This window comes from Croceicoccus sp. Ery15 (assembly GCF_020985305.1).
In the GTDB taxonomy this organism is placed as follows: domain Bacteria; phylum Pseudomonadota; class Alphaproteobacteria; order Sphingomonadales; family Sphingomonadaceae; genus Croceicoccus.
The window spans coordinates 2,502,068-2,523,622 of the sequence record NZ_CP087588.1 but is presented as its reverse complement, the minus strand read 5'-3'; the positions used below and the strand labels follow the sequence as shown (position 1 = coordinate 2,523,622).

The 21,555-nt window shown below is 61.7% G+C and carries 21 protein-coding genes and 1 pseudogene; 4 read left to right on the top strand and 18 right to left on the bottom strand.

The annotated features are described in order from the left end of the window. Positions 1-40: 40 nt before the first annotated feature. The 8 genes and pseudogenes from LOZ77_RS12320 to LOZ77_RS12285 form a co-directional block, all read right to left on the bottom strand. Positions 41-310 carry a hypothetical protein gene (locus LOZ77_RS12320; RefSeq protein ID WP_230279339.1) on the bottom strand — a complete coding sequence of 90 codons (270 nt, stop codon included), beginning with the start codon at positions 308-310 and terminating at the stop codon, positions 41-43. Between the two features lie 70 nt (positions 311-380). After that, complete coding sequence (locus LOZ77_RS12315; protein WP_230279338.1) at positions 381-1,316, bottom strand: DUF2493 domain-containing protein; 936 nt, start codon at positions 1,314-1,316, stop codon at positions 381-383. A gap of 219 nt (positions 1,317-1,535) precedes the next feature. Next, positions 1,536-1,971: pseudogene (locus LOZ77_RS12310) on the bottom strand (hypothetical protein). Positions 1,972-1,982: 11 nt separating this feature from the next. Beyond that, positions 1,983-2,912 carry an ArdC family protein gene (locus tag LOZ77_RS12305; RefSeq protein WP_050599523.1) on the bottom strand — a complete coding sequence of 310 codons (930 nt, stop codon included), beginning with the start codon at positions 2,910-2,912 and terminating at the stop codon, positions 1,983-1,985. Positions 2,913-3,358: 446 nt separating this feature from the next. Further along, positions 3,359-3,778 carry a thioesterase family protein gene (locus LOZ77_RS12300; RefSeq protein WP_063511171.1) on the bottom strand — a complete coding sequence of 140 codons (420 nt, stop codon included), beginning with the start codon at positions 3,776-3,778 and terminating at the stop codon, positions 3,359-3,361. After that, positions 3,775-5,043 carry a Dyp-type peroxidase gene (locus tag LOZ77_RS12295; protein WP_230279337.1) on the bottom strand — a complete coding sequence of 423 codons (1,269 nt, stop codon included), beginning with the start codon at positions 5,041-5,043 and terminating at the stop codon, positions 3,775-3,777. The genes LOZ77_RS12300 and LOZ77_RS12295 overlap by 4 nt, the downstream gene beginning before the upstream one ends. 121 nt (positions 5,044-5,164) lie before the next feature. Then, on the bottom strand, positions 5,165-5,860 hold the full coding sequence (locus LOZ77_RS12290; RefSeq protein ID WP_063512050.1) for a hypothetical protein: 696 nt from the start codon (positions 5,858-5,860) through the stop codon (positions 5,165-5,167). 25 nt (positions 5,861-5,885) lie between these two features. Further along, complete coding sequence (locus LOZ77_RS12285; protein WP_063512051.1) at positions 5,886-6,971, bottom strand: catalase family protein; 1,086 nt, start codon at positions 6,969-6,971, stop codon at positions 5,886-5,888. Between the two features lie 137 nt (positions 6,972-7,108). Between LOZ77_RS12285 and LOZ77_RS12280 the strand changes: the two genes are divergently transcribed. After that, positions 7,109-7,726 carry a TetR/AcrR family transcriptional regulator gene (locus tag LOZ77_RS12280; protein ID WP_063512052.1) on the top strand — a complete coding sequence of 206 codons (618 nt, stop codon included), beginning with the start codon at positions 7,109-7,111 and terminating at the stop codon, positions 7,724-7,726. Between the two features lie 26 nt (positions 7,727-7,752). On the opposite strand, the gene LOZ77_RS12275 is transcribed toward LOZ77_RS12280, so the two are convergent. Further along, positions 7,753-9,315: a mechanosensitive ion channel family protein gene (locus LOZ77_RS12275; RefSeq protein WP_063512053.1), complete on the bottom strand. Its 1,563-nt coding sequence runs from the start codon at positions 9,313-9,315 to the stop codon at positions 7,753-7,755. Positions 9,316-9,557: 242 nt separating this feature from the next. Continuing rightward, positions 9,558-10,172: a TetR/AcrR family transcriptional regulator gene (locus LOZ77_RS12270; protein WP_063512054.1), complete on the bottom strand. Its 615-nt coding sequence runs from the start codon at positions 10,170-10,172 to the stop codon at positions 9,558-9,560. Positions 10,173-10,301: 129 nt separating this feature from the next. On the opposite strand from LOZ77_RS12270, the gene LOZ77_RS12265 reads away from it, so the two are divergent. Continuing rightward, on the top strand, positions 10,302-11,459 hold the full coding sequence (locus LOZ77_RS12265; protein WP_063512055.1) for an FAD-dependent monooxygenase: 1,158 nt from the start codon (positions 10,302-10,304) through the stop codon (positions 11,457-11,459). 404 nt (positions 11,460-11,863) lie between these two features. Here the strand turns inward: LOZ77_RS12265 and LOZ77_RS12260 are convergent, their stop codons facing one another. From LOZ77_RS12260 to LOZ77_RS12245, 4 genes are read right to left on the bottom strand one after another with little or no spacing between them, the layout of a single operon-like run. Then, positions 11,864-14,068: a protein-disulfide reductase DsbD gene (locus LOZ77_RS12260; protein WP_230279336.1), complete on the bottom strand. Its 2,205-nt coding sequence runs from the start codon at positions 14,066-14,068 to the stop codon at positions 11,864-11,866. Positions 14,069-14,071: 3 nt separating this feature from the next. Next, on the bottom strand, positions 14,072-14,731 hold the full coding sequence (locus tag LOZ77_RS12255; protein ID WP_230279335.1) for a DsbA family protein: 660 nt from the start codon (positions 14,729-14,731) through the stop codon (positions 14,072-14,074). 41 nt (positions 14,732-14,772) lie between these two features. Continuing rightward, on the bottom strand, positions 14,773-15,573 hold the full coding sequence (locus tag LOZ77_RS12250) for a TlpA disulfide reductase family protein (RefSeq protein ID WP_103024442.1): 801 nt from the start codon (positions 15,571-15,573) through the stop codon (positions 14,773-14,775). A 57-nt stretch (positions 15,574-15,630) separates the two neighbouring features. Then, positions 15,631-16,140, bottom strand: coding sequence for a DsrE family protein (locus LOZ77_RS12245; protein WP_103024441.1), 510 nt, complete (start codon positions 16,138-16,140; stop codon positions 15,631-15,633). 96 nt (positions 16,141-16,236) lie between these two features. On the opposite strand from LOZ77_RS12245, the gene LOZ77_RS12240 reads away from it, so the two are divergent. Beyond that, positions 16,237-16,905 (top strand): response regulator transcription factor, encoded by a 669-nt coding sequence (locus LOZ77_RS12240; protein WP_103024440.1) that lies wholly within the window; start codon positions 16,237-16,239, stop codon positions 16,903-16,905. Further along, positions 16,902-18,239 (top strand): histidine kinase dimerization/phospho-acceptor domain-containing protein, encoded by a 1,338-nt coding sequence (locus tag LOZ77_RS12235; RefSeq protein ID WP_103024439.1) that lies wholly within the window; start codon positions 16,902-16,904, stop codon positions 18,237-18,239. The genes LOZ77_RS12240 and LOZ77_RS12235 overlap by 4 nt, the downstream gene beginning before the upstream one ends. Here the strand turns inward: LOZ77_RS12235 and LOZ77_RS12230 are convergent. The 4 genes from LOZ77_RS12230 to LOZ77_RS12215 form a co-directional block, all read right to left on the bottom strand. Beyond that, the gene (locus tag LOZ77_RS12230; RefSeq protein ID WP_185884400.1) at positions 18,236-18,586 is read right to left on the bottom strand and encodes a hypothetical protein; all 351 of its coding nucleotides are present in this window, start codon (positions 18,584-18,586) and stop codon (positions 18,236-18,238) included. The two genes, LOZ77_RS12235 and LOZ77_RS12230, sit on opposite strands and share 4 nt — an antisense overlap. Positions 18,587-18,882: 296 nt before the next feature. Then, entirely contained in the window at positions 18,883-19,506 is a 624-nt protein-coding gene (locus LOZ77_RS12225) for a trans-aconitate 2-methyltransferase (protein WP_185884402.1), read from the bottom strand. A gap of 35 nt (positions 19,507-19,541) precedes the next feature. Beyond that, a complete protein-coding gene (locus LOZ77_RS12220; protein WP_103024436.1) occupies positions 19,542-20,165 on the bottom strand; it encodes a cyclopropane-fatty-acyl-phospholipid synthase family protein in 624 nt (207 codons plus the stop codon). After that, positions 20,158-21,510: a rhodanese-like domain-containing protein gene (locus tag LOZ77_RS12215; protein WP_230279334.1), complete on the bottom strand. Its 1,353-nt coding sequence runs from the start codon at positions 21,508-21,510 to the stop codon at positions 20,158-20,160. Before LOZ77_RS12215 ends, LOZ77_RS12220 begins: the two co-directional genes overlap by 8 nt. Positions 21,511-21,555 lie beyond the last annotated feature (45 nt).

Sequence of the window (21,555 nt, the reverse complement as noted above, 5' to 3'; positions counted from 1 at the left end):
TATCGGGTGCGGGTCTGAAGGTGCCGAGACCCTGCTGTAATCAGCCCACCCCATCGCCTCCCGATGCCGCCAGGAGATCCATGAAGTTGCGGGCTGCTTCCCGGTCTTCCTCGTTCTCGAACGCCACATCGAGATCGGGGGCTGACCCGAACATGTGCAGGAACGACCACAATGCAAAGCGCTTGCCCCGGTCCTCCTCAAGGCCGAGATCGACCCGGCAGTGCTCGATGCCAGCTGACAACGTGTCGGGGGCAACCCCGGAGAGGTCGGTGGTGGCAAAGTAGCGCTGCAGCAGATCGTCAAGTTGCATGACCGGTCCATAGTCGGGTCTGCGCTAAATGCACATCCGGGCAATGCAGTTGCAGATTGTAAAGGCCCCCTCAGGAGCCGGGAGCGGTGCCCAAGGGGCCGCGACGATCAACCACGGTGATCCGGCGTGCCTTGGCATCGATCACGAGCCGTTCGGTCACGCCATTGCCCGGAAAGGCGACGACGTAACGCGGATTGAGGGAAAGCATCTGCTCGTTGCGCTTGAACCCGGCGCGGGCACCAAGCCGACGATCGAGCGAATAGGCAAGCTGCTGCACTTCGCGGCATTCAGCCCAGCTCGCGGCCAGGCGGTCGGCACCCTTGCCGTCGCCGCCATGGACCAGGAAGAGATCGGGAACCAAGTCGCGCACCTTGTCCAGCGTCGCCCAGATGTTGTCGGCATAACGCTTCGCATCCTCGGTGCTCTCGAAGGTCTGGCGACCACCGGCAAAGACGATTGGAGTTCCTTCCGGGATAAGGGCGTGACGCCGGTTCTCGGCGCGTGCGCGAAGGAAATCGCGGGCATCAATCACAGCCGAGGTAAGGTGGCGCGAATGACTGGTCCGCGAGCCCGAAACGGGCTTCCACGAGGAACCGGTCTCGTTGCGGTACAGTGCTGCCGCCGCCTCGCGCATCTGCTCGAAGGCCAGCATGCTGGCCTCGGCGGCCTGCGCGCGCTCGACCTGCTCTTCCAGATTGCTCGAATGTACCTCGGATCCATCGGCAGATGCGAGCAGGACGCGGATCTCGTCGCCGGCCCGATCAAGCTGAGCTGACTTGAGGCTTGCAGCGCGGTGGAAGAGATTGACCATGCCCCAGGCAATATCCTCGGCATCAGCCTCTAAAGCAGTGTCGGAAAACATCGCGAAAAGGTCGGACCAGACGGCGCCAAGCGTCTGGTCGATCGCGTCCTCGCAGGGGAAGTCGGTTTCGTTGAATGGGGCCGGCCTGATGCTGAGGCCTGAAAGGTCAAGGCCGCTCAACTGGTCGATGAAGCTGTCGTACATGGGGTGTCTCCTGATCGCGGGGACAAGGAGAGGAGGCACCATTGCCTCGGCCCTGTCCGCCGGAGCCCGATAAGGGCCGGGAGAAGGGGCGAGACGCACCGCGTAGCGGGAAACCTGCGGCCCTAGGCTGGCGCGGGCAACACGGGCCGACGGGCCGCAGGTTGCGGTGCGCCCCGACCGGCACAAGGGCCTCTCCCGGCGGACTGGGATGAGGCAGGATCAGGACCCGGTGTCGCAGGCGGATCGGGAGCGCTCGAAGATCGCTTCGCCATTTGAGAACCGCCCGACCAGGCGCAACTCACCAAACAGGTCGATGAACCTACCCGAGACCTGGCCAAGCCAGTGCCGTGCTCTCGCCGTTCGTGGGTTGTAGAAGTCGGCCTCCCAGTACCGCGCATCGTCTCGTTCTGCGAGCCAGATCGCGGCAAGGCCGCAATAGGTCGATACGCCGCAATCGGCGAAGGCATTGCGCAGGAGGATACGGTCCTCGCGGCCGCGCCATCCCTCGAAGCGCTCGAAGGAAGGCCGCCTTCGTGGTATCGATGATCTCGTCGACGAGGCACTCATAAGCCCAGTCGGTGTCGTCCACTTCGCCGTCATCGAGCAGGCGAAAGGCCACTACGGAGCCGGTCGAGTAGCTGACGGAACGTCCCATCTCACTGCTCCTCAGGCCGCATCGGCGAGATCGACATCGGCCTCGCCTTCCAGGGATTGGTGACCCCCAAGGTCAAGCAACAGGCTGGCCGCTTTCTCGGCCTTGGCAGCAGCGGTGAGGATCGCGCGCTCGTCCGATTTGAGGATCTTGAGCCAGGAGGCGATGTAGCTGGCGTGATTGTCGAGGTGGGCGACCGGGAGACCCAGTTCTGCTCCAAGAATGGCCGAGGACAGTTCGGCGATCAGTTCCTCGGCGGCATAGGCGTCGCTGCCAAAGCGGTTCTTGAGATCGCGGTCGAGCCGCGAGGAATGACCCGTCCAGTGCGACAGCTCGTGCGCGAGCGTCGCATAGTAGTGGTCGTAGGCTTCGAAGAGTTCGGTTGGCGGCATGGTAACCCGGTCGCGCAGCGGCTCGTAATAGGCCTGCGCGCCATGGTGGCGAAGGTCTGCGCCAATATGAGCAAAGAAGGCATCGAGCCGGTCTTCGCGTCCTTCGGGCTCAAATGCGGCAACCAGCGGCTTGGGATGGTAAAATGCAGGGAGGCCATCGCACTGGTCAGCGTTGAACACGGCATAGGCCTTGAGCACGCGCCGGTTCTCGGTGTCAGCTTCGCCTTTGGCGTTTTCGACCTCCTTGGTGTAGCTCTTGTAGAAGATCGCGATGGTCGACTTTTCGCCCTTGCGGACCTGTCCGCCAAGTTTCTGGCACTGGCGGTAGGTCATCCAGTATGGCGAGGCGAAGCCGCAGCCATCGGCCACCATCCACAGCCAGAAGGTGTTCATGCCGCGATAGGGCGTACCGCAAGAACGTAGGGGCCGCGAGACCGGCACACCGCGCCATGGCTTAACCCAGGGCTTTGTCCCTTGCTCGAGCTTTTCGATGATGGCGGCGGTGATGCGCTCCGCTGGCGATGTCGAAGCAGTGCGGCGGGACTTGGTCATGGGAGATCTCCTGATCGCCGGGACGGACATGCCCCGGCTCAGGAAGAGCAAAGCTGCCTCCTCTCTCCTTCAATGATGACCGTTATGCGCCTTAATGTCGGCCATTTGAGCTCGCTTGGATCTTTTCCGAAAGCTGCCTGTCGTCAGCATCAGCCCAGATGGCAGCTTCGCACCTTAGCAACCACTCCTTGCGATCGGCGTGCTGACCCCCCCGAGAGTGGGCGTCGGTTCAGCACAAGGGATCGCTGCAAATGTGCGCTCCTATTGCGACCGCCTTGGTCGGCAGCGCCGAGGCATTGCATAACAAATGCAACGATAACGGGTCGGTATCCTCGCTAGAACGGGGATAGTTGTGAGGCTGCGATTAATAGAACTTATACAGTTTTCGCGCCTTCGCGTTGGGATTGTCAAATGGCTCGGAGAAAAAGGGCAAGAAGCCGTGTGCATTAAGCTACAATGGCGAAATGCCTCGCCAACTCGTGCGTGATGCGGTGCAGCTGCCGTGTTTCTCGGTCGATGCAGCACAGGGTCGTGTCCACTTCGGCGACAGACACGCTGCCGCGGCTGAACTGTATTTCGAATTGCGAGCGGGACCCACGAAAGCCCCTGAGGAGGACTTTCGCCTCGAGCTGGTCGCCGAGAAACGCCTCGCTGCGATATCTGATGTCGTGGCGCAGGGCGATCCATGCGATCTTTGCGACCTCCTCCGCCGGCGCATGTGCGACCCAATAGGCGGTGATCGCCTGCTGCACCCAGGTCAGATAGACCGCATTGTTGACGTGATCGAGCTCGTCGATCGCATCAGGGCCGACCGTGATGGGATAGACGAAAGCCGAACCGCCCTCCTGCCCCCTCTGTGGGTTCATGGGCTCGCGCCTTCGTCCCATGCGCCGTCGCCAATCCAGCGCAGGGCCGTGAGCGAGGGCATGAACATGTATTCTCCGCCGCGCAGCCGGTTGAAGGTGGTCACGCCATCGATTTTTCGGCGCACCGGCGTTTCGGGAATGGTGAAAGTCCCGGACGTCTGGTGCAGACCGACGATCGGATCCCGTTCTTCGCCCAGGTCGACGAAGTTGCCACGGTTGATCCATTCCTGCTGGAGAAATTCGATCGTATCGAATGCCCTGGCGCTGATGAAAATGAAGAACAGCCCGCGATCCTCCTGCGCATCGGACTCCGACGTCACGTCGCGGCTCCATTTCGGACCGTAGGTAGATGAGCGCCTGATGATGCGGTGGATGTTCACATCGCTGAGGATCGTAAGCTGGCTGTCGCGCGGATTGAGGCGGCGCATATGCGCGGCGTGCGGGCAGACGAGGCCGCGATGATCGTCTTCGTAGGAGAAGTCGTTGTTGCGTCGGGAATCGGCGCCGAGTTCCGGATCGTCCCGGTCCGGCGCTAACGGCAATGGCGCACCGCTCTGCCACCGGCCGAACATCTTCGCGGCTATATAATCCTGCTCTCCTTCGTCGGCGGATTGCTCGCGCAGGAAGTCGTTAAACGCGCCGACGCGGCTCTGATATTTTCGCAGCACGATGTATGACCCGTTGCGCCCAAGCGGTGCGGGTTGCGGCATGGCGAGCGGGCTACCGGTCTCGCTGTTCTCGCCCAGGATGAATTCTCCAGGCGCGATCGCGCGCTCCTGACCGGGCAAGGGGTCGACCCCGCTCCCGTCGACCAACGGCTGCGAAATGCTGTCGCGAAAGCCGAAGGGGTTCTTTGCGTCCTCGTCGGCACCGAAACGGTGCGTACCGATCAGCGTGATGCCGGTGGATTTTTCCAGTTCGGCCTCGGCCTTTGCCAGCACGTCGTCGAGCGCATCGTCGTCGCGCGCATAAATGGTCAATGCGATATGGCAAGTGCCGGGGCGATAGGGATCCTCCCATGTTTCGGGCGCGTTTTCGCCGAAATCGCGTAGCTGCTCGGCGCGGGCGGCCATGCCTTGCTGGAAGGCCAGCGGAAAACTCTCCAACGAGGTTTCGGGCAGCCCGAGCGCCTTCAAGCCGTCATAGCTGATGGCGACGCCGGTCCACGAGTCCAGCTCGTCCGTCCAACCCGATGCAGCGGGGATATGGTCGGCCAGGCGGCGCAAAAGATCCCGCCCTCCGGCGGCCTCGTCGACATGGATCATCGAATGGATGCCGACATAGGGTTCGGGCCGGGATCGAAGGATCAGCGCCTGGATATCGTCGAGTTGGAGCTTGACCTTGTCCGGACGGAAGCGGGCGGAAAGTTCTTGCAGAATGCCCATGTCAATAATCCACGCCTTCGGGTTGCGCGATGGCCGTGCTCAGCTCGTCGAGAGCCTTGCTCGTGGCGGGATCCATATCCGCATTCGCCCGGGATTTTTCGAGGAAGTCATCCAGCGCGTGCTCCATCCGCTGGTACCGGCGGGTATCCACAACCGTCACTTGCGGATTGGCCACAAACCATCCCGATGCATCGATCTGGTGATCGGCGATAAAGTCCTTCACCTTGGGGCTGTCGATCCCCGGCCAGCCTTCGACATTGGCGAACAGCAGGTCCATCAACCCCGGAATCTTGGTGGCGAAATCGTTAATATAGGTGTCCCAGTCGCCATCATAGGTTGTGGCGAACAGGATGCGCGTGTCGTCGTCGAAAAATACGAAGCGCATATCGTGCAAGGTCGACACCCGCTGCGCGCCGTCCATATTGCCGTTGGTGAGGTCGAAGATGCGACGCAGGCGGTCCGCCCCGCCGGGCTTGACCTTGGCGATGGCGGTCAGTTCGGACACATTGCCCGACTGCATTCCCGCGCGCCCCGCCTTGTTGGCGGTACCCTTGTAATCGGGATTGTGGTCGCGGATCATCGCTTCCAGCGCGATTTTCGCGAGCTGCGGCAGGTCTTCTGCCAGCTCGCGCGCACGGCGGCGGATTTCTTCGGGCTTGCTCTCATCGGCAAGACGCGGATCGGTGCTTTTGGTCATGGCGCGCTCCTTTTGCGCTTGGTGGTCAATCGGGAATGTCGGACAGGGCCTGCGGCTCTATGCGCGGGCGATCGTTCTGAGTGTGACGATAGGTGCTGGACCGTTCGTAGGCCGCGCGGCGAATGCGCATGATGCCGCCCAGCGGGCGATGCGCCTCGACGCCGTTCCATGGATTGAACGACAGCACATCGTCGCCGAAAACCTGGCGTGGCGGGCTGTAGGGGTCCTGGCTGTCGAAGCGCAGCGTGGCGATGGCACGATGGGGAGACTTTTCCTCTTCCCACAACACGGCAGCATCTTCCACCGGCATCGTTTCGAGATCGGTGCAGAGCTGCGCGCGCAATTCATATTCGGTGCCGTTCGCGCGGAAAAAATCGCCGATTACGTCGCGCATGGTCGAATATTGGACGTCTTCGAGATCCCGACCGGTCAAATCGCGCACGGATTGGGATTTCGGGGCGAGCGACAGTTTGGCGACATGGTCGCCGAACCGGACAGCGGCCTGCGTATGATAGGTTTCGCCGAGAGGATGATTGTTGTCGCGCGCCAACCCCTCGAGCGTCGCGCTCGGCACCTTGCCCACCGCTTCCACCGCATCCTTCGCGCCGCGCGCCACGCCGGCAACGAGGCGTTGGAAGAAATCGGGCGCATGCGCGTTCTTTTCGAGCAGACCCAGCATCTGCTTGTATTTCGGGATCGTGCCGAAGGCGAGCACCGGGAAATTCACCATCAGGAAATCCTGGTTCTCGCCACCGATGTCGGGCGAAAGCCGGTCACCCGGAACGCCGATCACCTTGATCGCGAAACCGCGCGGGGCCGGAACCTCGTCCGAATGGATATCGCCCGGCGCGGACGAAAGCCGCGCGACGACCTCGTAGGTCTTCGGAGAAGCGAAGATGCCCTGCGCAAGCTCAGCCGACAGACCGTCGTGCACGGTCATGCTACCCTTAAGGATCGCGTGCGATTTCGCATGGGCATCGCGATGGGCGTGCCGATGCCGTTCGAACGCGTTGCGCGCCGTCGCATTCATCTGTTCGACGATCTCGCGCGTCAGCCGCTGTTCGTCGGGATCGACTTGCTCGACATTGGGGGTGAACCGTATGGGCTGCATGGGCAACAACTCCTGCCTGTTTTGCCTGCTGAAAAGGATCGACGGGAAACCGATCCTCTGGCCGGGCATTTGAAATATCAAGTGATATCTGAAAATTTGGTTCCGAAAATCAGGATTTTTGAGACGGATCGAGCACCATGAGCGGCGAAACCACCACCAAATCGCGTCGGCAAAGCCAGGCGGAAACACGCGCCAAGCTGATCAAATCGGCCGAGCGGCTGATGATCGCCCATTCCATCCCGGCACTTTCCGTGCGCCAGCTCTGCGCCGACGCCGGATTTACGCAAGGCGCCTTTTATTCGAACTTCGAGAGCAAGGAGTTGCTGCTGCTCGAAGTCATGGAAGGTCACTTGGCCGAACAGCGGGACCGACTGGAAGACCTCGCCGCCTCGATCCCGGAAGCCGATATCGACCAGGCCATGCAAACGCTTGCTGCGTGGCTAGCCGACATCCCCGATCGCCAGGCCTGGGCGGCGCTGGCGCTGGAATTGCAGCTCTATGCCTTTCGCAACCCGGAATTCCGCGCGCAGTACAAGGCTGCGGAGGCGCGTGTAACGGCCCAGTTCCGGGTTCTGATCGAAGGCCTGGCCGCCCAGTTTGGGCAGCCACTCCGCTTGCCCGCCGATGTCATCACCGAAACCTTGCTCATACTCTGGCATACCGCGGTCTTGCGATCGGGCGACGGCACCCAGCCGGAAGAAAGTTACGTGAAGGTCTTCAGGCAGATCATGTTCGGCGAACCGTCAGCCGGATAGCGTTGCGTGACCGCCACCATACCGCGTCACCCTTGCCCGGTTTCGTCCTTGCGCAGGTAAAGGGTCTGTGTCGGGAAGGCGAACCCGATGCCTGCCTGTTCCAATCGCTCGTAGATGTCGAGCATGAGATCGTTGCGGATTCTCAGGCTTTCGTCGAAATCGGCGGTCATGATGTAGGCAAAGGTTTCGATCGCCAGCGAGTCCGTTGCAAAATAACGTAATGTCGCCCGGCGCGGCTCCGGGGCGATGTGCTCGTTCTGTGCGAGCGCCTCTGCTATCAGGCCAATCCCTTCACGCAGCTTGGCCGCATCCAAGGCGTATTCGAGGCCGATCGTCTCGTTGAAGAGGAAACGTTCGCGCTTGGTATAGTTTTCGATCTGGCGTGAGGAAAAATCGCCATTGGGGATCGTGACGACGGTTCGTTCCAGCGTCCTGATCCGGGTCGACCGCATCCCGATATCCTCGATCGTGCCGAGCACATCGCCGACCTTGCACACATCCCCGACCTGCACCGGCCGGTCGGCCAGCACGGATACGGTGCCGACCAGGTTCTCGACCGTCTTCTGTGCACCCAGCGCCAAGACCAGACCGCCGATGCCGAGCGCCGCCACACCAGCGGTGACATCGAAGCCGAGCGTGTCGAGGATGCCGAGCGCCCCCAGGACCAACAGTCCGGCCTTGATAACCCGGCGGGCAAAGACGATGACAGACGCGCTCTGGTACCGCGCGCGCCGCGTCATGCGCAGCGACAGCCACCGGGCGAGCGCATCGACCAGGCGGAACAGGAACCACAGGAACACGATCCACGCTGCAATGCCGAGATAGCGCAGCACGACCTGACGCGCGACGATCGAGATCGGCGCAGCGTCCGACCACAGCCGGAAACCGACGATGGTGACAACCAGCGCCAGCGGCGGCAGGGCGGCATCGAGGACCCGGTACACCGCCCCATCGCGCGAGAGGACCTGCCGCAGACCGAGCAGGACCAGCGCGGCCAGCAACCGGGTCGCGATGAAGACGGCGATCAATAGTCCCAGCAGCTTGACCCAATCCAGCGCAGGGGCACCGGCGACGATAGCCTCTTCTTCCGGGATCGCCTGCGGTTCGATATCCGGGAGCGCCTGTAGCGTTTCCGCCGACAGCCGCCAGATGGCAGGCCCGTCCGTGCCGCTGCTCTGTGTCAGCAGGATGGGTATCTCGCCCCCGGCGAGTGTCCCGACCTGTTCGCGTGTCGGGCCGAGGCCATCGTCGAGCCGCCCGTTGGGCTCGTTGGCCAGTTCCTGATAGGTGGCGAGCGTCCCGCCCGCATCGAGCGCAGCGCGCAGGCGCGGCACGACCTCTGCGCGATCCATACCGGCAGGCAGGTCGAGATAGGGATCGAGGGCACCAGGATCTTCGCTCGCCAGCACGCCCAGCAGATTGGTCACGGTCGATCGCGGCGTTTCCCGCCCGAAGGGATCCATCGCCACCTGCGCCTCGGCGGCGTCCCCGGACGACGGAAGAATCGACGTCGCGGCGAAAGCTGCGACGCCGCAAGTGAGCAGTACGGTTGCCAGCAAAGCGTGGAAAAAGGCGAGGATCTTACGCATTTTGGGGGAATGTTTGGCGCGCGAGTGGCGGTTTTTCAACAGCAGACGTGCTCACCATTGTAGTACAGGTAACTTCCTGCGCTGGAGAGCTGTCCTGTTTGCCCGAGCAGGCGGGTAGGACACGCGCGCGCCTCCAGCGTCAGATATCGAGGCACAGCAAGAAACCGAAGTCGTAGCATATGGCTCGTTCGCGTTCAGCGTGATCAGTATTGCGTAGCGGCTATCGGTTTGGGCGGTTTGCTTCAAGGCCACAGCGCGCGCAAAACCTCGTCCACCAACGCGTCTTGCGCCTGCGCGTCCACCTCTCCCGACCGCATTGTCGCGGCCAGCCGTCCTTCGGTGGCCAGATGCGCCAGTCCGTGCGCGGGGACGATGGCGGCGATCAGGCGCGGATCCAGTCGCTCGAACTCGGGGGTCGGCACGCCGAGGCCGCGTGTTCCGGCAGCGGCGGCGGCGAGCGGGCGCATCGCCCGATAGACCGCAGCCCGCAGGTCATCGTCCTCCAATTCGATCAAGTCGGTGCGGCCCATCAGGCGGAAACGGCCCGTGTTGTCGCGCGCGAACCTAACATAGACGGCGGTCAGCGCGCGCAGCGCCGCGTTGCCTTCCAGCCCCTCTGCCGCGCCTGCCAGTTGCTTGCCCAGTGCCTCGTAACTGCGCCGCGCCACCTGCGTCAGCAAGCCCGCCATGCTGCCGAAATGATGCGTTGGCGCGCCGGGGGATACGCCCGCCTTGCGCGCTGCCTTGCGCAGCGTGAAGCCTTCCACGCCTTCTGCGGCGATGATCTCTTCCGCGGCGGAAATCAGCGCGCTGCGCAGGTCGCCATGATGATAGCTGTCGCGTTTCGTCTTGGTCATGAGGGCAATCTGGCACGCAATCTAAACAGTGTCTAGACAAAAAGCGCGCGAGGTATCTATACAGTGTTCATATCGGTTCGGGCGCAGGGGCTTTCGCCCCTCACCCCCGACAGGAAGGATACAGCAATCATGACTCAACGCGCTCTTATCGTCGGCCTCGGCATCGCCGGAATGGCCAGCGCCATGTCGCTTAAGAAGGCCGGGTGGGAACCCGTCATCGTCGAACGCGCGCCTGAGCGGCGGACAGGCGGCTATTTCATCGGCCTTCAGGATGCGGGCAAACATGCGGCGGAAAGGCTGGGCGTGCTGCCCGGCATCCATATCCGCACGCCCGAAGCCTCGCCGAATTGGCACATGACGAAAGACGGCGGACGTGTGCGCGTAGCCGGGTTCGCCGACCAGCCGACCCGGCCTGCCACGCTGCTGCGCGGTGATATCGAAGAAGGGTTGTGGAACGGCGTCGACGGGCAGGTCGAAATCCGGTTCGGCACAAGCCCCGTGGCCATTGTTGAGCGCGCGGACGGCGTCGATGTGACGCTGGATACGAAAGACGGCAGTTCAACGATCGAGCGCTTCGACCTGGTGATCGGTGCCGATGGCCTGCGCTTCACCGTGCGCAAGCTGGTGTTCGGCCCGCAAGAGAAGTTCATGCATTCGCTGGATGCGGTGATCTGCGCTTATCAGCTAGAAGAACAGATGGAGACATTCCGCCAGCGCGACGGAGTAATCCTCAATCAGGATAAACGCTCGCTCTGGGTCTTCCCGCTGCAGGATCATACGCCGACGGCGTTCTTTGCCTATCGCACCAAGGATGTAGATGCGCAGTTCGAACGGCCTGCGGTGGAAACGCTGCGCGATGTCTTTGCCGATATGGAGCCCCACTCCATCGTGGAGGAAGCGCTGGAGGATCTGTCCAACGCGCCCGACTATCTGTTCGATTCGGTCCACACGGTGGAGATGGACCGCTGGCACAAGGGCCGCGTGGTGCTGGTGGGGGACAGCGCATGGTGCCTCACGCTGTTTTCCGGCATGGGCGCGACAGCCGGGTTGATGGGCGGGCAGCAACTGGGTGAAGCCCTTGCCGCTCAGAACGGCAATGTGCCCGCCGCGCTGAAAAGTTGGGAAGGGGCTTGCGCCCCTACATTGAAAAACAGCGCAAGACCGTGTGGCTCAAATCGCAGATGTTCGTGCCATCGAACGGGTTTTTCTTCGTCCTGCGCCGACTGGTCTTGCGCTTCGGCGGGCGTTATCTCGCGAAGCTTTCAGCAGTGCATCAGTCGCCGGTAGACAAGTAATCGGTCTTAAATCTGCACGGATGGATGTCCGCTTCAACTCAAATCATGTTCAAAACCGGACAGACCGCTAGCGGCCCAGAAGCTGCCCATTGAGACTTTCTTAAATCGTATGACTGGAATGGGGCCGGTAGCGGACTGGCAGCTATTGGCGTTCGAGCCGCGAAAATGCGACAATTGGAAATCAGCTCTAGACCCGCTCGAGCGCAATTGTCTGATAGTGATGCCAGCCGGGGTCGAGGCTTCGGCTGGCAGTTCGTAGTTGGGCACGCAAATTGCCTTCAGATGCCACATTCGCAAACAACAAATGTGTGCTCGGAGCAGCAGGGCCGCGCTCCTGCGAAAGCATATGAAAGTCCTGAGGCAGCAACGCTTGAGGCACTGAGAGATGACACATCTTCATTGATCGGTCCGCGCTAAAGGCGTCGGTAAAGCTCTTGCCTTCTCGGCGAGTATAGTCGCGGAGAGCACTTGCGGGAGAATTTCCGGCTCTGCGCCTGGCGCGTAAAATATGTAGAATGGAATTGAATTCCGGTCATGCTGGGCGAGGAAACGCGTGATAGCCGGATCTTGACGGGTCCAATCGCCAGTCAGTGTCACAATGCCAGCCTCTGCAAACGCCTCGCGCGTCGCATCGGTGTGGATCGCAACGCTCTCATTGACCTTGCAGATCAGGCACCAGTCGGCGGTGAAGTCAACGAACACCGGCGTGCCTGCTGCGCGCAGCTGAGCCAAACGCGCCTCGCTGAACGGCTCGTGCCCCGCATGGCGCTTGATGTCATCCGTCGCGGTTGCGGACGGAGCCTCCGGGATTCCGACCGCAATCAAGGCGACCAGCGCGAGCGCGGCCGGGACGAGTGTCGGCCATCCGACGACCCCGCTGCGCTGGCGCAGGCCGAACCACCACAGAGATACGGCGAACAACGCCGCAACGACTAGGCCCAGCGCCATTCCGTCCACCCCGGTCTGCCGACCGAGCAACCAAGCGAGTGCTAGCGCAGTCGCAAACATCGGAATCGACAGAACCTTGCGCAGCGTGTCCATCCATTGGCCCGGTTTGGGCAGGCGTCGCTGAATCGCGGGGATGAACGCGATGGCGAGGAAGGGTAGCGCCATGCCGAGGCCCAGCATCGCAAACACGCCCAGCGCGATCGGCGCGGGCAGCACCAGCGCCGCACCGAGCGCCCCGGCCATGAATGGTCCGCTGCATGGCATGGCGATGACCGCGGCCAGCGCACCGGTCGAGAAGCCGCCAATCCATCCCCCACTGTGCCCACCGCGCGCAGCGAAGGCCGGCAAGGGCAATTCGAACAGCCCTGCGAGGTTGAGCGCGATGGTGCCAGTGAGCACGAGCAACACGAGGATCACGCCAGGAGACTGGAGCTGGAACGACCAGCCAATCTCCATCCCGATTGCGCGAAGGCCAATGAGCAGGCCGCCGAGGAGCAGCGCGGTGAAGATCGCGCCACCAGCGTAACCCAGCCCCTCGATCCGCGCGGCGCGCCTGCTTGCCCCACTCTTAGCGAGCGATAGCGCCTTAAGGCTGAGGATAGGGAACACGCATGGCATCAGATTCAGTAGCAATCCGCCGGCCAGCGCGCCCAACAGCGCGATCCGGATAACGTCGCCAGATACGCCCGCAGATGGCTTGGGTGGCTCGACGGAGACTTGCTGGGTGTCTATCTGTGCGCTCTCAAAGGATATCCCGGTAGCGACTGCCGTGTCGGTGCTCGCTTCAACGCCGATCTGTGAAGTCATCGCAGAAGCGGGCGCAAACGCTGCCGCGGCATCGGATGGCGGAGTTGCACGATCAGCGGTGAAAGAACGGGAGCCACTACTGTTCGCAAGAACGCCGCGGAAACTGCCGCTCGGCGCGTCACCTTTGGCTTTTATGCGAATAAGTCCGCGGCCGTCTTCGGTGCTCGATCGCTGGGCTGACGCCGCATCGAACCAGCCGTCATCGATCGGGAAGAGATGCGCGGACGGCTCTTGCGCGACCGGAAGTGAGAAAACCCAGTCCGACCCGTCGCGCCAGTAACGCGTGCCTCGCAGCGGTCTTGGCATCGCGCGTTCGGCCGCCGCCACTATTTTGGCTCCGGCAGTATCGGGCGCTCCATTGCCTACGGTCAGATCGGCGGCCAAGTTCGCGCTTTCGGGCACGCACAGCGTATCGGAACACACAAGCCAATTCAGCGCAACGCGCACCGGCAGCTTCGCGCCACGAGCCAGGCCTTCAGGCATGCGCATTGTCGCAAGCAGTGTAAACGGCCCTTCGTGGACGTAACTGGCGATCCCCTGAACGTCGAGCAGATGCGGTGCCGGATGGCGCAGCGGAGTAAAGGTGACCCCGGTAGGCGCTTGCCAACGTGCTTCCACCGGTAGGCCGGCCTCACCCGGATTAGACCAGTAGCCGTGCCAGCCTGTCTCGGGCACCATTCGGATTGCGACCGTAACCTCATCACCCGCCGCTGGCTTGAGCGTCTCGAACGCCATCGAGGCTTCGACATGGCGTGCATTTTGCGCCGCTACGGAAAGCGGTAGGAACGCTGCGAGCCCGATCAAAAGCGAGGCGAGGAAAGCGAGGAGACGGGGCGCGATAGTCATCGGTTAGCCACCCTTGGTCTCGGCATTGAACTCCCGAGCCAGCGCTACAGCCTCGGTTAGACCCTCGAAGTTGATCGCGCCTGGAACCATATATGGCCCAATCAGGAGTGCTGGCGTGCCCTGCAGACCCATCTGTGCCGCCTGCATTTTCGTGCGTCCGATCAGTTCATCTATTTCGGATCGGCGTGCTTCCAGATCGCGCTGTAGCTGCGTCCAGTCGACGCCGGCGCGATCGGCGGCGGCGCGAATCTTGTCGGAGTCAAGCTTGCCCTGTGTCTGCATCAATGCATCGTTGAACTCAGCATGCTTGCCCTGCCATTGCGATGCGATTGCCGCACGTGCCGACTCCTCCGACGCTGCACCGAATAGCGGCAAATCCCGATAGACGACGCGCACGCGTCCATCTTCTTCAGCCAATCGGTTTAGCTCCGGATGCACCTTTCGACAGAAGGGACATTGGTAATCGGTGTAGAACACCACCGTCACATCGTAATCCGCCGGTTCGAGTTTGGGCGCGATTGGATCGTCGGCGATGGCAGCGCGCGCAGCCATTGCTTCCTCGCTGGCGGCAAGATCGCGCTCTTGCTGTCCGTGGGGCGCGCCGGAGGACGATCCATCGCCGGCGGTAGTCTGGGCATAGACGATCGCGGCACCGCCCAGCATCAGCGCCGAAATCGCAGTTATCAGGGGCCATCGAGCCATTATCATTCTCCTCGTAGTTCATCCATCTGAGCGGTCATCGCCGCACGCGAAATCTCGCCGACATGCGTCGCGACCACTTGGCCGGACTCATCGACAAAGAGTGTTGCCGGCAGCGCGGTATTCTCCAATGCACGCATCATCGCAGAGGACCGGTCGAGCACGACCGCGGCGGGGGAAACCCGGTTCGCGAGCAGATAATCTTGAATGGCGCGTGGCTCCTCGCCCTGATTGACGAGGAGGATCGGGATGTCCGAGGTTGCGGCCATATCAGCCAGCATTGGCAGCTCGCGGCGGCAAGGCGGGCACCAGGTCGCCCAAAGGTTCACGACGAAAGGTTGTCCTGTCAGATCTTCCGGTGTCACGGGCGATCCGCCAAGGCGCTCCAGTTGCGGCAAGTCCGGCAATGGTCGCGGATCGGGGCGCAGCAACGCTGAGGCTGCGAACCACACTGCGCCGAACACTGCGACCGTCGCCAGTCCCTTGCCCATCGCCGCGACCGGTCTCATCCGCCAAGCGAGTATTGCTGCCGCCACGATCAGTCCTGCCCAAGCGGAGAAGCCGCCCTGCCAGAAGGCTAGGGACGACCACCAGTCATGCGCGAACGCATCGCCATGCTGGGCTACGTAGGCAATCCGCGCTGCAATAAGCCCTCCAACGATCGCAAGCCCAGTGGCCGGAACCGCGCTCGCACCTTCGCGCGGAAGAATGCGATCCATCGCGAACATAAACCCGATCAGCAGGGCAACCGCGAGCAGGCGATCGGTGGCCAGAGCCAAAGGGCCGAGATTGACTACGCCGTCCATGAGCAGGGCAAATCGCGGACCAATCTTAAATGGCGCTTACGTCCAAAGTGGAGCGGGCTAGTCGTAAACGACTGCCCAACCGCGCAGTTGCAAATTCGTAAGCGTCGTGAGCGCCGAGGCATCTATCCGCACGTTTGGCGCGAGATCGTCGGCGTTCAACTGCGCACGGTGCATTGCCTGACTGCAAATCGCTATCGTTACGCCGGCGTCTTGTAGCGCGGCAATCAGCGAGAGATTGGGGTTATTGGAGATATTCGCAACGATTGGCGTCGCAGGTCCGTGAACCACCGCAACGATGTTGGCCGCCTCTGGAAGGACGCCACCTGATGCAAGCAGGTTCAGATAGCGCGCTACCTTTTCGAGCGAGCGATTGACCTCGCCCGGGGGGGCTGCTTCCGTGATGCTGAAGACGACCCTGTAACGCAGATCAGGATCGGGCTGCTCCGCGGAGCCATCGATCGGCGCAATATTGCCAAAGGATGGCACAGCTACGGCACGCTCCTGCGCATGTGCCGTGGAATACATCAGAATAGTGGCTGTGAGTCCTAACAGGTAGTGACGAAGCATTCGAAAAGGGCCTCCAAGAATCCCGAGGTCGCTAGAAAACCAAGCTTACGGGCACCTTAAGCCTGCGCTAAGCTCAAAGGCCGAGAAGGTTGCGATATGCGTATTCTGGTCATTGAGGACGACGATGTGCTGCGTGACGGGCTCTTCGAAGGGCTCGCACTGGAAGGCCATACGGTCGATGCGGTAGCGAATTGTGCCGATGCGCGCGAAGCGGTGGCGAGCTTCGCGCATGACGTCATCGTGCTCGATATCGGCTTGCCCGATGGCTCCGGCCTTGAATTGCTGCGCGAATGGCGCCTCGCGAGCCGCTCGACACCGGTTCTGTTGTTGACCGCGCGTAATATGACCGAAGACCGGATAGAGGGCTTGGACCTCGGCGCAGACGATTATCTCGGCAAGCCGTTCGATCTTGGCGAACTCGCCGCGAGGCTGCGGGCTTTGACACGCCGTGACCGTGGACGTGCGGATCCGACGATACGCCTCGGGACGCTGGAGATCGATCCGGCTACACGCCGTGTCTGCGCCAAGGGCGAAACAGTATATCTCTCCCGGCGTGAATACTCAGTGTTGGAAGCGCTCACTCGGTATCCTGACCATATCGTCTCGCGCGCGCAGATCGAAGAGGCGATCTACGGTTGGAATGAAGAGGTCGGCTCGAACGCAGTCGAAGTGCATATCCACAAACTGCGAGCAAAACTCGGCCCTGACGTGATCGAAACGGTGCGAGGGCTCGGTTATCGGATCAGTTCGGAGCAAGGCGGATGACGTCGCTACGCCTCCGCCTTTTCCTGCTGATCGTTGCAGCGACTGCTCTGGTGTGGTCACTGGCGGCGGCTTGGACCGCCCTGAGCGCGCGAGACAATGTCGAGCGAGTGCTCGATGCAAGACTTCGTGAGGCGGCAGTGATGGTCGCTTCGCTTGGTTATGCGGACGGCGCCTCGTCGACCAATACCGTGCGTCCCGCACCAATCCCGCTGCCATCCTACGAGCGGCAGCTATCATGCCAGATCTGGTCTGTGTCCGGCAATCTACTCGGCATTTCCGAAGGAGCGCCGACGCAAGCCCTATCGGCGGGCAAGCGCGGATTCAGCGAGCCGGTGGTCGAAGGCGTCGCCTGGCGTGTCTACACTCATGTCGCGCCCGATACGGGAGTTACGATCATGGTCGGCGATACGTTGGCCGTGCGGCGGCAACTCATCACCGGCTTAGTGCAAGGTCTGTTAGTTCCCGCGATGGTCGGCCTTATTGCGCTGGCTTTCCTTCTTTGGATCGGCGTTGGACGTGGACTTGGCCCGGTGCGGCGGATCGCTGAGGCGATCGCGGCTCGCGAACCCGACGACCAGAGTCCGCTCGAAGTTAATCCAGTGCCGCGCGAATTGGCGGCACTGACGCAGGAAATTGACCAGCTGTTCTCGCGAATCGAGCAGCTGCGGAGCGGCGAGAAGCGGTTTATGGCGAGTGCGGCGCACGAGATGCTGACGCCGCTGGCGGGTCTGCGGACCCATGCAGACATTGCGCTGCGCGCGAGAGAGGACGAAACCCGTGAGCGCGCACTCGAACGCATCCGGCAATCTGTCGACCGAACTGCGCGACTTGTCCGTCAGCTTCTCGAATGGTCGAGACATGATGCGAAGAGCTCGTCCCTCGGCGAAACCGCCGTCGTCGGCCCCGCCGCCGAAATCGTGCAGGAGGAACTGGCACACCTATTGGAGCGGCGCGACGTAAGGCTGGTCATCACCGATGCGGCACGAGCGCAGCAAGTGCCCATACCGCAAGAAGCCCTGATCATCGCATTGCGTAATCTTGTTGAAAATGCAGCATTGCATGGACCGAAGCCCGGTATGGTTACGATCGACGCCGAGCGAGAGGGCTTCGCGGTCACAGATGAGGGTGGCGGCATATCGCCTGAAGACGCTGCGGCGATGCTGGAGCCCTTTTCGCGTGGTTCGGCAACCAATCTGCCGGGCAGCGGGCTGGGACTGGCCATCGCGGCCGCGGCGCTCAAGCCGCGCATGATACTTTCTTTCGAGCAGACTGAAGGCGGCTTCCGTGTTAATGTGGAGCCCTCGTTTAGGCTAGAAAGACCAGTCACTGCCTAGTCGAATCGCCAAGGCCTATAAATATACCATCGGTGATGATGACCTTGTCGCCCTTGGCGGTAATAGCAAAAAGCCTGTCCCATGAACGGATCTGGCGCCACCACACAGCCGTGGCTGACATTGCCATTCTCCATTTCCGATCCTCTGTGAATGGCGATGCCGTCCCAGGTCAGGCGTAGTGTCCACGGCATGGGCGCTTCGTCGTAGATGCTCATCGGCACGCCGATACGGGGAAAAATATCGACGGGCGTGCGTGCGACCGACAGCAGCCCCGCAGCCGCGATGACGATCGCGAGCACTACATAGCTAAGTGGTTTGGCGAGCGCCGTGCGCACCAGCGCCACCATCGGTCCGACGTTGGCGGCGCGATAATCTTACTCGGTTCGATCCTTCATAAAGCCTCAAAAGGCGCATGATCTTAAGCAGAGCTTATGCCCTCGGCATTCAAGCAGTTGCACTGCTACCCAACCATTGACCACTCGGGTCTGGAGCTTTCCGCCTTGCTCAGGTCCAGTGGGCTGGTTTCACCGGCTGAGTTTGCCAGCATGGCCGAGGGGATATTCCCGATCGCGCTATGCGGTCGATCTTTGATCGGACCGCGTGCCGGGATCATGCTTTCGGCACGCGATCACCCGTCTAGACACTATTGCGCCGGACCGCGAAAGGCGCACCAGCAGAATGCCTGCGAAGTGCCCCAGGGCGTGATATGGGTTTCGCGCCAGGTTTCCAGCAGTTCGAACGACGCCGGCATTTCGGCTGCAAGCTTTTCGGAGTCGTAACGAATGATCGGCAAGCCGCTGCACTTTTCCGGCCCGTCTGGTGCAAATGTCGCGATCAGGACGAGGCCATTTGGAGCCAGGCCCCGAAGCAAGGCCTGCCGATAAGCTGCCCGCTGGTCCGGTTGGACAAGAAAATGGAACACCGCGCGATCGTGCCAAACGTCATAAACGCGGGCAGGAACCCAATCCGTCATGTCGGCAACTACCCAATCGATCCGATCTGCCACACTGCCGAGCCGGGCCCGTGTCTGATCCAACGCCGAGGGAGCAATGTCGAGCACGGTGATGTCTTCCCAGCCGCTGTCGACAAGGGCATCCACCAGAGTGGAGGTGCCGCCTCCAATATCGATCACAGATGACCCAGGCGCTGCGCCGAACCGTTCTAACGCTTCGAGCGAGAGGGTTGGAACGGACTGGAACCAGCTGACTTCCGAGGACGCCTTCTCGGCATAGACACGTTGCCAATGACTCGGGCCAATATTGTCCATTTCACATCCTCTATTCACTCGTGAGCATAAGCCGGTCACGCGTTGCGCTTGCGAGCGATCAGGTCGATCAGCGCCGACTTGCCCGAATGGCCACGCCCTTCGTCGATCTCGGCGTCGTAGGCCTCCAGCAATTCGATTTCCCACGCCGAAAAGGCGCGGCGTAGACCGTCCTCCGTGTAAAGATTCTCGATATTAGGCGGCCCGCCTGTCCCGTAGACCAGCTGTTCTTCGCGGTAGCCTTCCAGCAGCAGCAAGCCGCCTGGTTTCAGCGAGCGGTGTATGCCTTCGAACATTTGCTCTCGTAATTCCGGGCCGGCAAACTGGATGAAGATGCCGACTACGGCATCGAAAGCGCTTTCGGGCCATTCCCATCCGGCGAGATCTACCCGCCGATATTCGACTTCGACGCCACGCCGCTCAGCGAGAGCTCGCGCTTTATCGAGCGCCCTTTCCGAAACGTCGGTCGCGACGACGCGATGTCCATGCTGGGCCAGGAACACGCTGTTTCGCCCTTCGCCATCGGCGATCGCCAGGACCTTCGACCCGGGAGCCAGGCGATGCACCTCGCGCGCGAGGAATGCGTTCGGTGCAGTCCCGAACAGATATTCGTCCGTCGCATAGCGCTCATCCCAGAAGGCTGCCTGATCCGGTTCAGCCATGTGCCGCTTTCCACGCACCCATGGAGCCAAGATAGACGTCCAGCTTTTCGAAGCCGCGGCTCGCAAGCCAGCCGGCAGCGACCGTGGCACGCATTCCGCTGGCGCACATCAACGTGTAGTGCTGTCCCGGATCAAGGTCGCGATATTGCTCGTTGAGTTCGCCCACGTAGATATGCTGGGAGCCTTCGATAGCGCCTTCTGCGCGTTCGTCCGCATCCCTCACATCAAGTAGCGACCAGCCACCTTCGTCGCTTTCCAGTCGTCGTTCGACTTCGTCGGTCCCGACCATGGGGATGGTTCGCATTGACTTGCCTTTGGCAGCTGCGGGAACGACGCCGACATAGCCGCCCTGGATATTGTCGAGCGCGATCCGCACGAGATGCGTCATGGCAGCTGCCAGCTGGTCCTCATCCGAAGCGACGAGCACGACGCTCTCGCCCTCACGTATGAACCATCCCGCGAATGCCGAGATCATGCCCACCGGCAGGTTCATCGCTCCGGGCAGATGGCCAGACGCGAAGGCAAGTGGTTCGCGCACATCGACGAGGTGATCTGCGTCGATGTTGCCAAGCTCCGACAAGGACAGGCGCCTGGGCCGCATTACGCGAGGCGCTGGCTCCCCGCCTTCTAGGTTCAGCCTTTCCATCAATCGGAAATACGGCGGCTGGTAGTGGTTCTCTTCCACCTTAAAGTCGATGAACGCATCCCGGCTTTCGAATTGAAGGCGCGGATTGTTCGCGCGTTCATGGCCGAGTGTCGAGAACTCGCGTTCCGCCATTCCCGACCCGCAGACGGAACCCGCTCCATGCGCAGGATATAGAATGACCTGGTCGCCAAGATCGAGAATCTTGTGGAGGGAATCGTAGAGAAGACCTGCGACCTCGCGTTTGCGTTCGGGATAGAAGTCCGTCCGTCCGACATCGCCAACGAACAGCGCGTCTCCCGTGAACACTCCAACTGGCCCATCGGGATAGGCAGTGTCGTGAAGAACGAAAGCAAGATGATCGTCCGTGTGCCCCGGTGTCTCCAGCACCCGAATTTTCAGCTGTCCGATCTCAAACTCATCACCTTGGTGAGCCGTCTCGGCATATTCGACCGTGCCCACAGAATTGGGACCGTGCAGGACGCGCGCGCCGGTCAAATCTCTCAGGATGGGCGCCCCCGAAACCAGATCCTCGTTGCGATGGGTTTCGAAGATATGAGTGATCTCCAGCCCCTCGGCGCGCGCCATTTCGACATAGCATTCGCAGTCGCGGCGCGGATCGATGATGGCCGCCTTCCCGCCCGAACCAATCAGGTAGGATAGGTGGGACAGTCCGGATGTCTTAATTTTCTCGAGCAGCATGGTGCCTCCTTCATAAGGAAAAAGCGGGACCGGCGCGAACCGATC

Excerpts from the sequence above, each read along its gene's own strand:
- LOZ77_RS12270 (WP_063512054.1), bottom strand. The coding sequence starts at position 10,172 with ATGACCAAGACGAAACGCGACAGCTATCATCATGGCGACCTGCGCAGC.
- LOZ77_RS12225 (WP_185884402.1), bottom strand. The coding sequence starts at position 19,506 with ATGGACAATATTGGCCCGAGTCATTGGCAACGTGTCTATGCCGAGAAG.
- LOZ77_RS12255 (WP_230279335.1), bottom strand. The coding sequence starts at position 14,731 with ATGCTGGGCGGTGCCGCGATCGTCTATGCCCAGACTACCGCCGGCGAT.
- LOZ77_RS12260 (WP_230279336.1), bottom strand. The coding sequence starts at position 14,068 with ATGACTATCGCGCCCCGTCTCCTCGCTTTCCTCGCCTCGCTTTTGATC.
- LOZ77_RS12230 (WP_185884400.1), bottom strand. The coding sequence starts at position 18,586 with ATGGTGGCGCTGGTGCGCACGGCGCTCGCCAAACCACTTAGCTATGTA.
- LOZ77_RS12215 (WP_230279334.1), bottom strand. The coding sequence starts at position 21,510 with ATGCTGCTCGAGAAAATTAAGACATCCGGACTGTCCCACCTATCCTAC.
- LOZ77_RS12220 (WP_103024436.1), bottom strand. The coding sequence starts at position 20,165 with ATGGCTGAACCGGATCAGGCAGCCTTCTGGGATGAGCGCTATGCGACG.
- LOZ77_RS12265 (WP_063512055.1), top strand. The coding sequence starts at position 10,302 with ATGACTCAACGCGCTCTTATCGTCGGCCTCGGCATCGCCGGAATGGCC.
- LOZ77_RS12240 (WP_103024440.1), top strand. The coding sequence starts at position 16,237 with ATGCGTATTCTGGTCATTGAGGACGACGATGTGCTGCGTGACGGGCTC.
- LOZ77_RS12275 (WP_063512053.1), bottom strand. The coding sequence starts at position 9,315 with ATGCGTAAGATCCTCGCCTTTTTCCACGCTTTGCTGGCAACCGTACTG.
- LOZ77_RS12295 (WP_230279337.1), bottom strand. The coding sequence starts at position 5,043 with ATGATCCATGTCGACGAGGCCGCCGGAGGGCGGGATCTTTTGCGCCGC.
- LOZ77_RS12245 (WP_103024441.1), bottom strand. The coding sequence starts at position 16,140 with ATGCTTCGTCACTACCTGTTAGGACTCACAGCCACTATTCTGATGTAT.
- LOZ77_RS12235 (WP_103024439.1), top strand. The coding sequence starts at position 16,902 with ATGACGTCGCTACGCCTCCGCCTTTTCCTGCTGATCGTTGCAGCGACT.
- LOZ77_RS12280 (WP_063512052.1), top strand. The coding sequence starts at position 7,109 with ATGAGCGGCGAAACCACCACCAAATCGCGTCGGCAAAGCCAGGCGGAA.
- LOZ77_RS12290 (WP_063512050.1), bottom strand. The coding sequence starts at position 5,860 with ATGACCAAAAGCACCGATCCGCGTCTTGCCGATGAGAGCAAGCCCGAA.
- LOZ77_RS12305 (WP_050599523.1), bottom strand. The coding sequence starts at position 2,912 with ATGACCAAGTCCCGCCGCACTGCTTCGACATCGCCAGCGGAGCGCATC.
- LOZ77_RS12285 (WP_063512051.1), bottom strand. The coding sequence starts at position 6,971 with ATGCAGCCCATACGGTTCACCCCCAATGTCGAGCAAGTCGATCCCGAC.
- LOZ77_RS12250 (WP_103024442.1), bottom strand. The coding sequence starts at position 15,573 with ATGGACGGCGTAGTCAATCTCGGCCCTTTGGCTCTGGCCACCGATCGC.
- LOZ77_RS12300 (WP_063511171.1), bottom strand. The coding sequence starts at position 3,778 with ATGAACCCACAGAGGGGGCAGGAGGGCGGTTCGGCTTTCGTCTATCCC.
- LOZ77_RS12315 (WP_230279338.1), bottom strand. The coding sequence starts at position 1,316 with ATGTACGACAGCTTCATCGACCAGTTGAGCGGCCTTGACCTTTCAGGC.
- LOZ77_RS12320 (WP_230279339.1), bottom strand. The coding sequence starts at position 310 with ATGCAACTTGACGATCTGCTGCAGCGCTACTTTGCCACCACCGACCTC.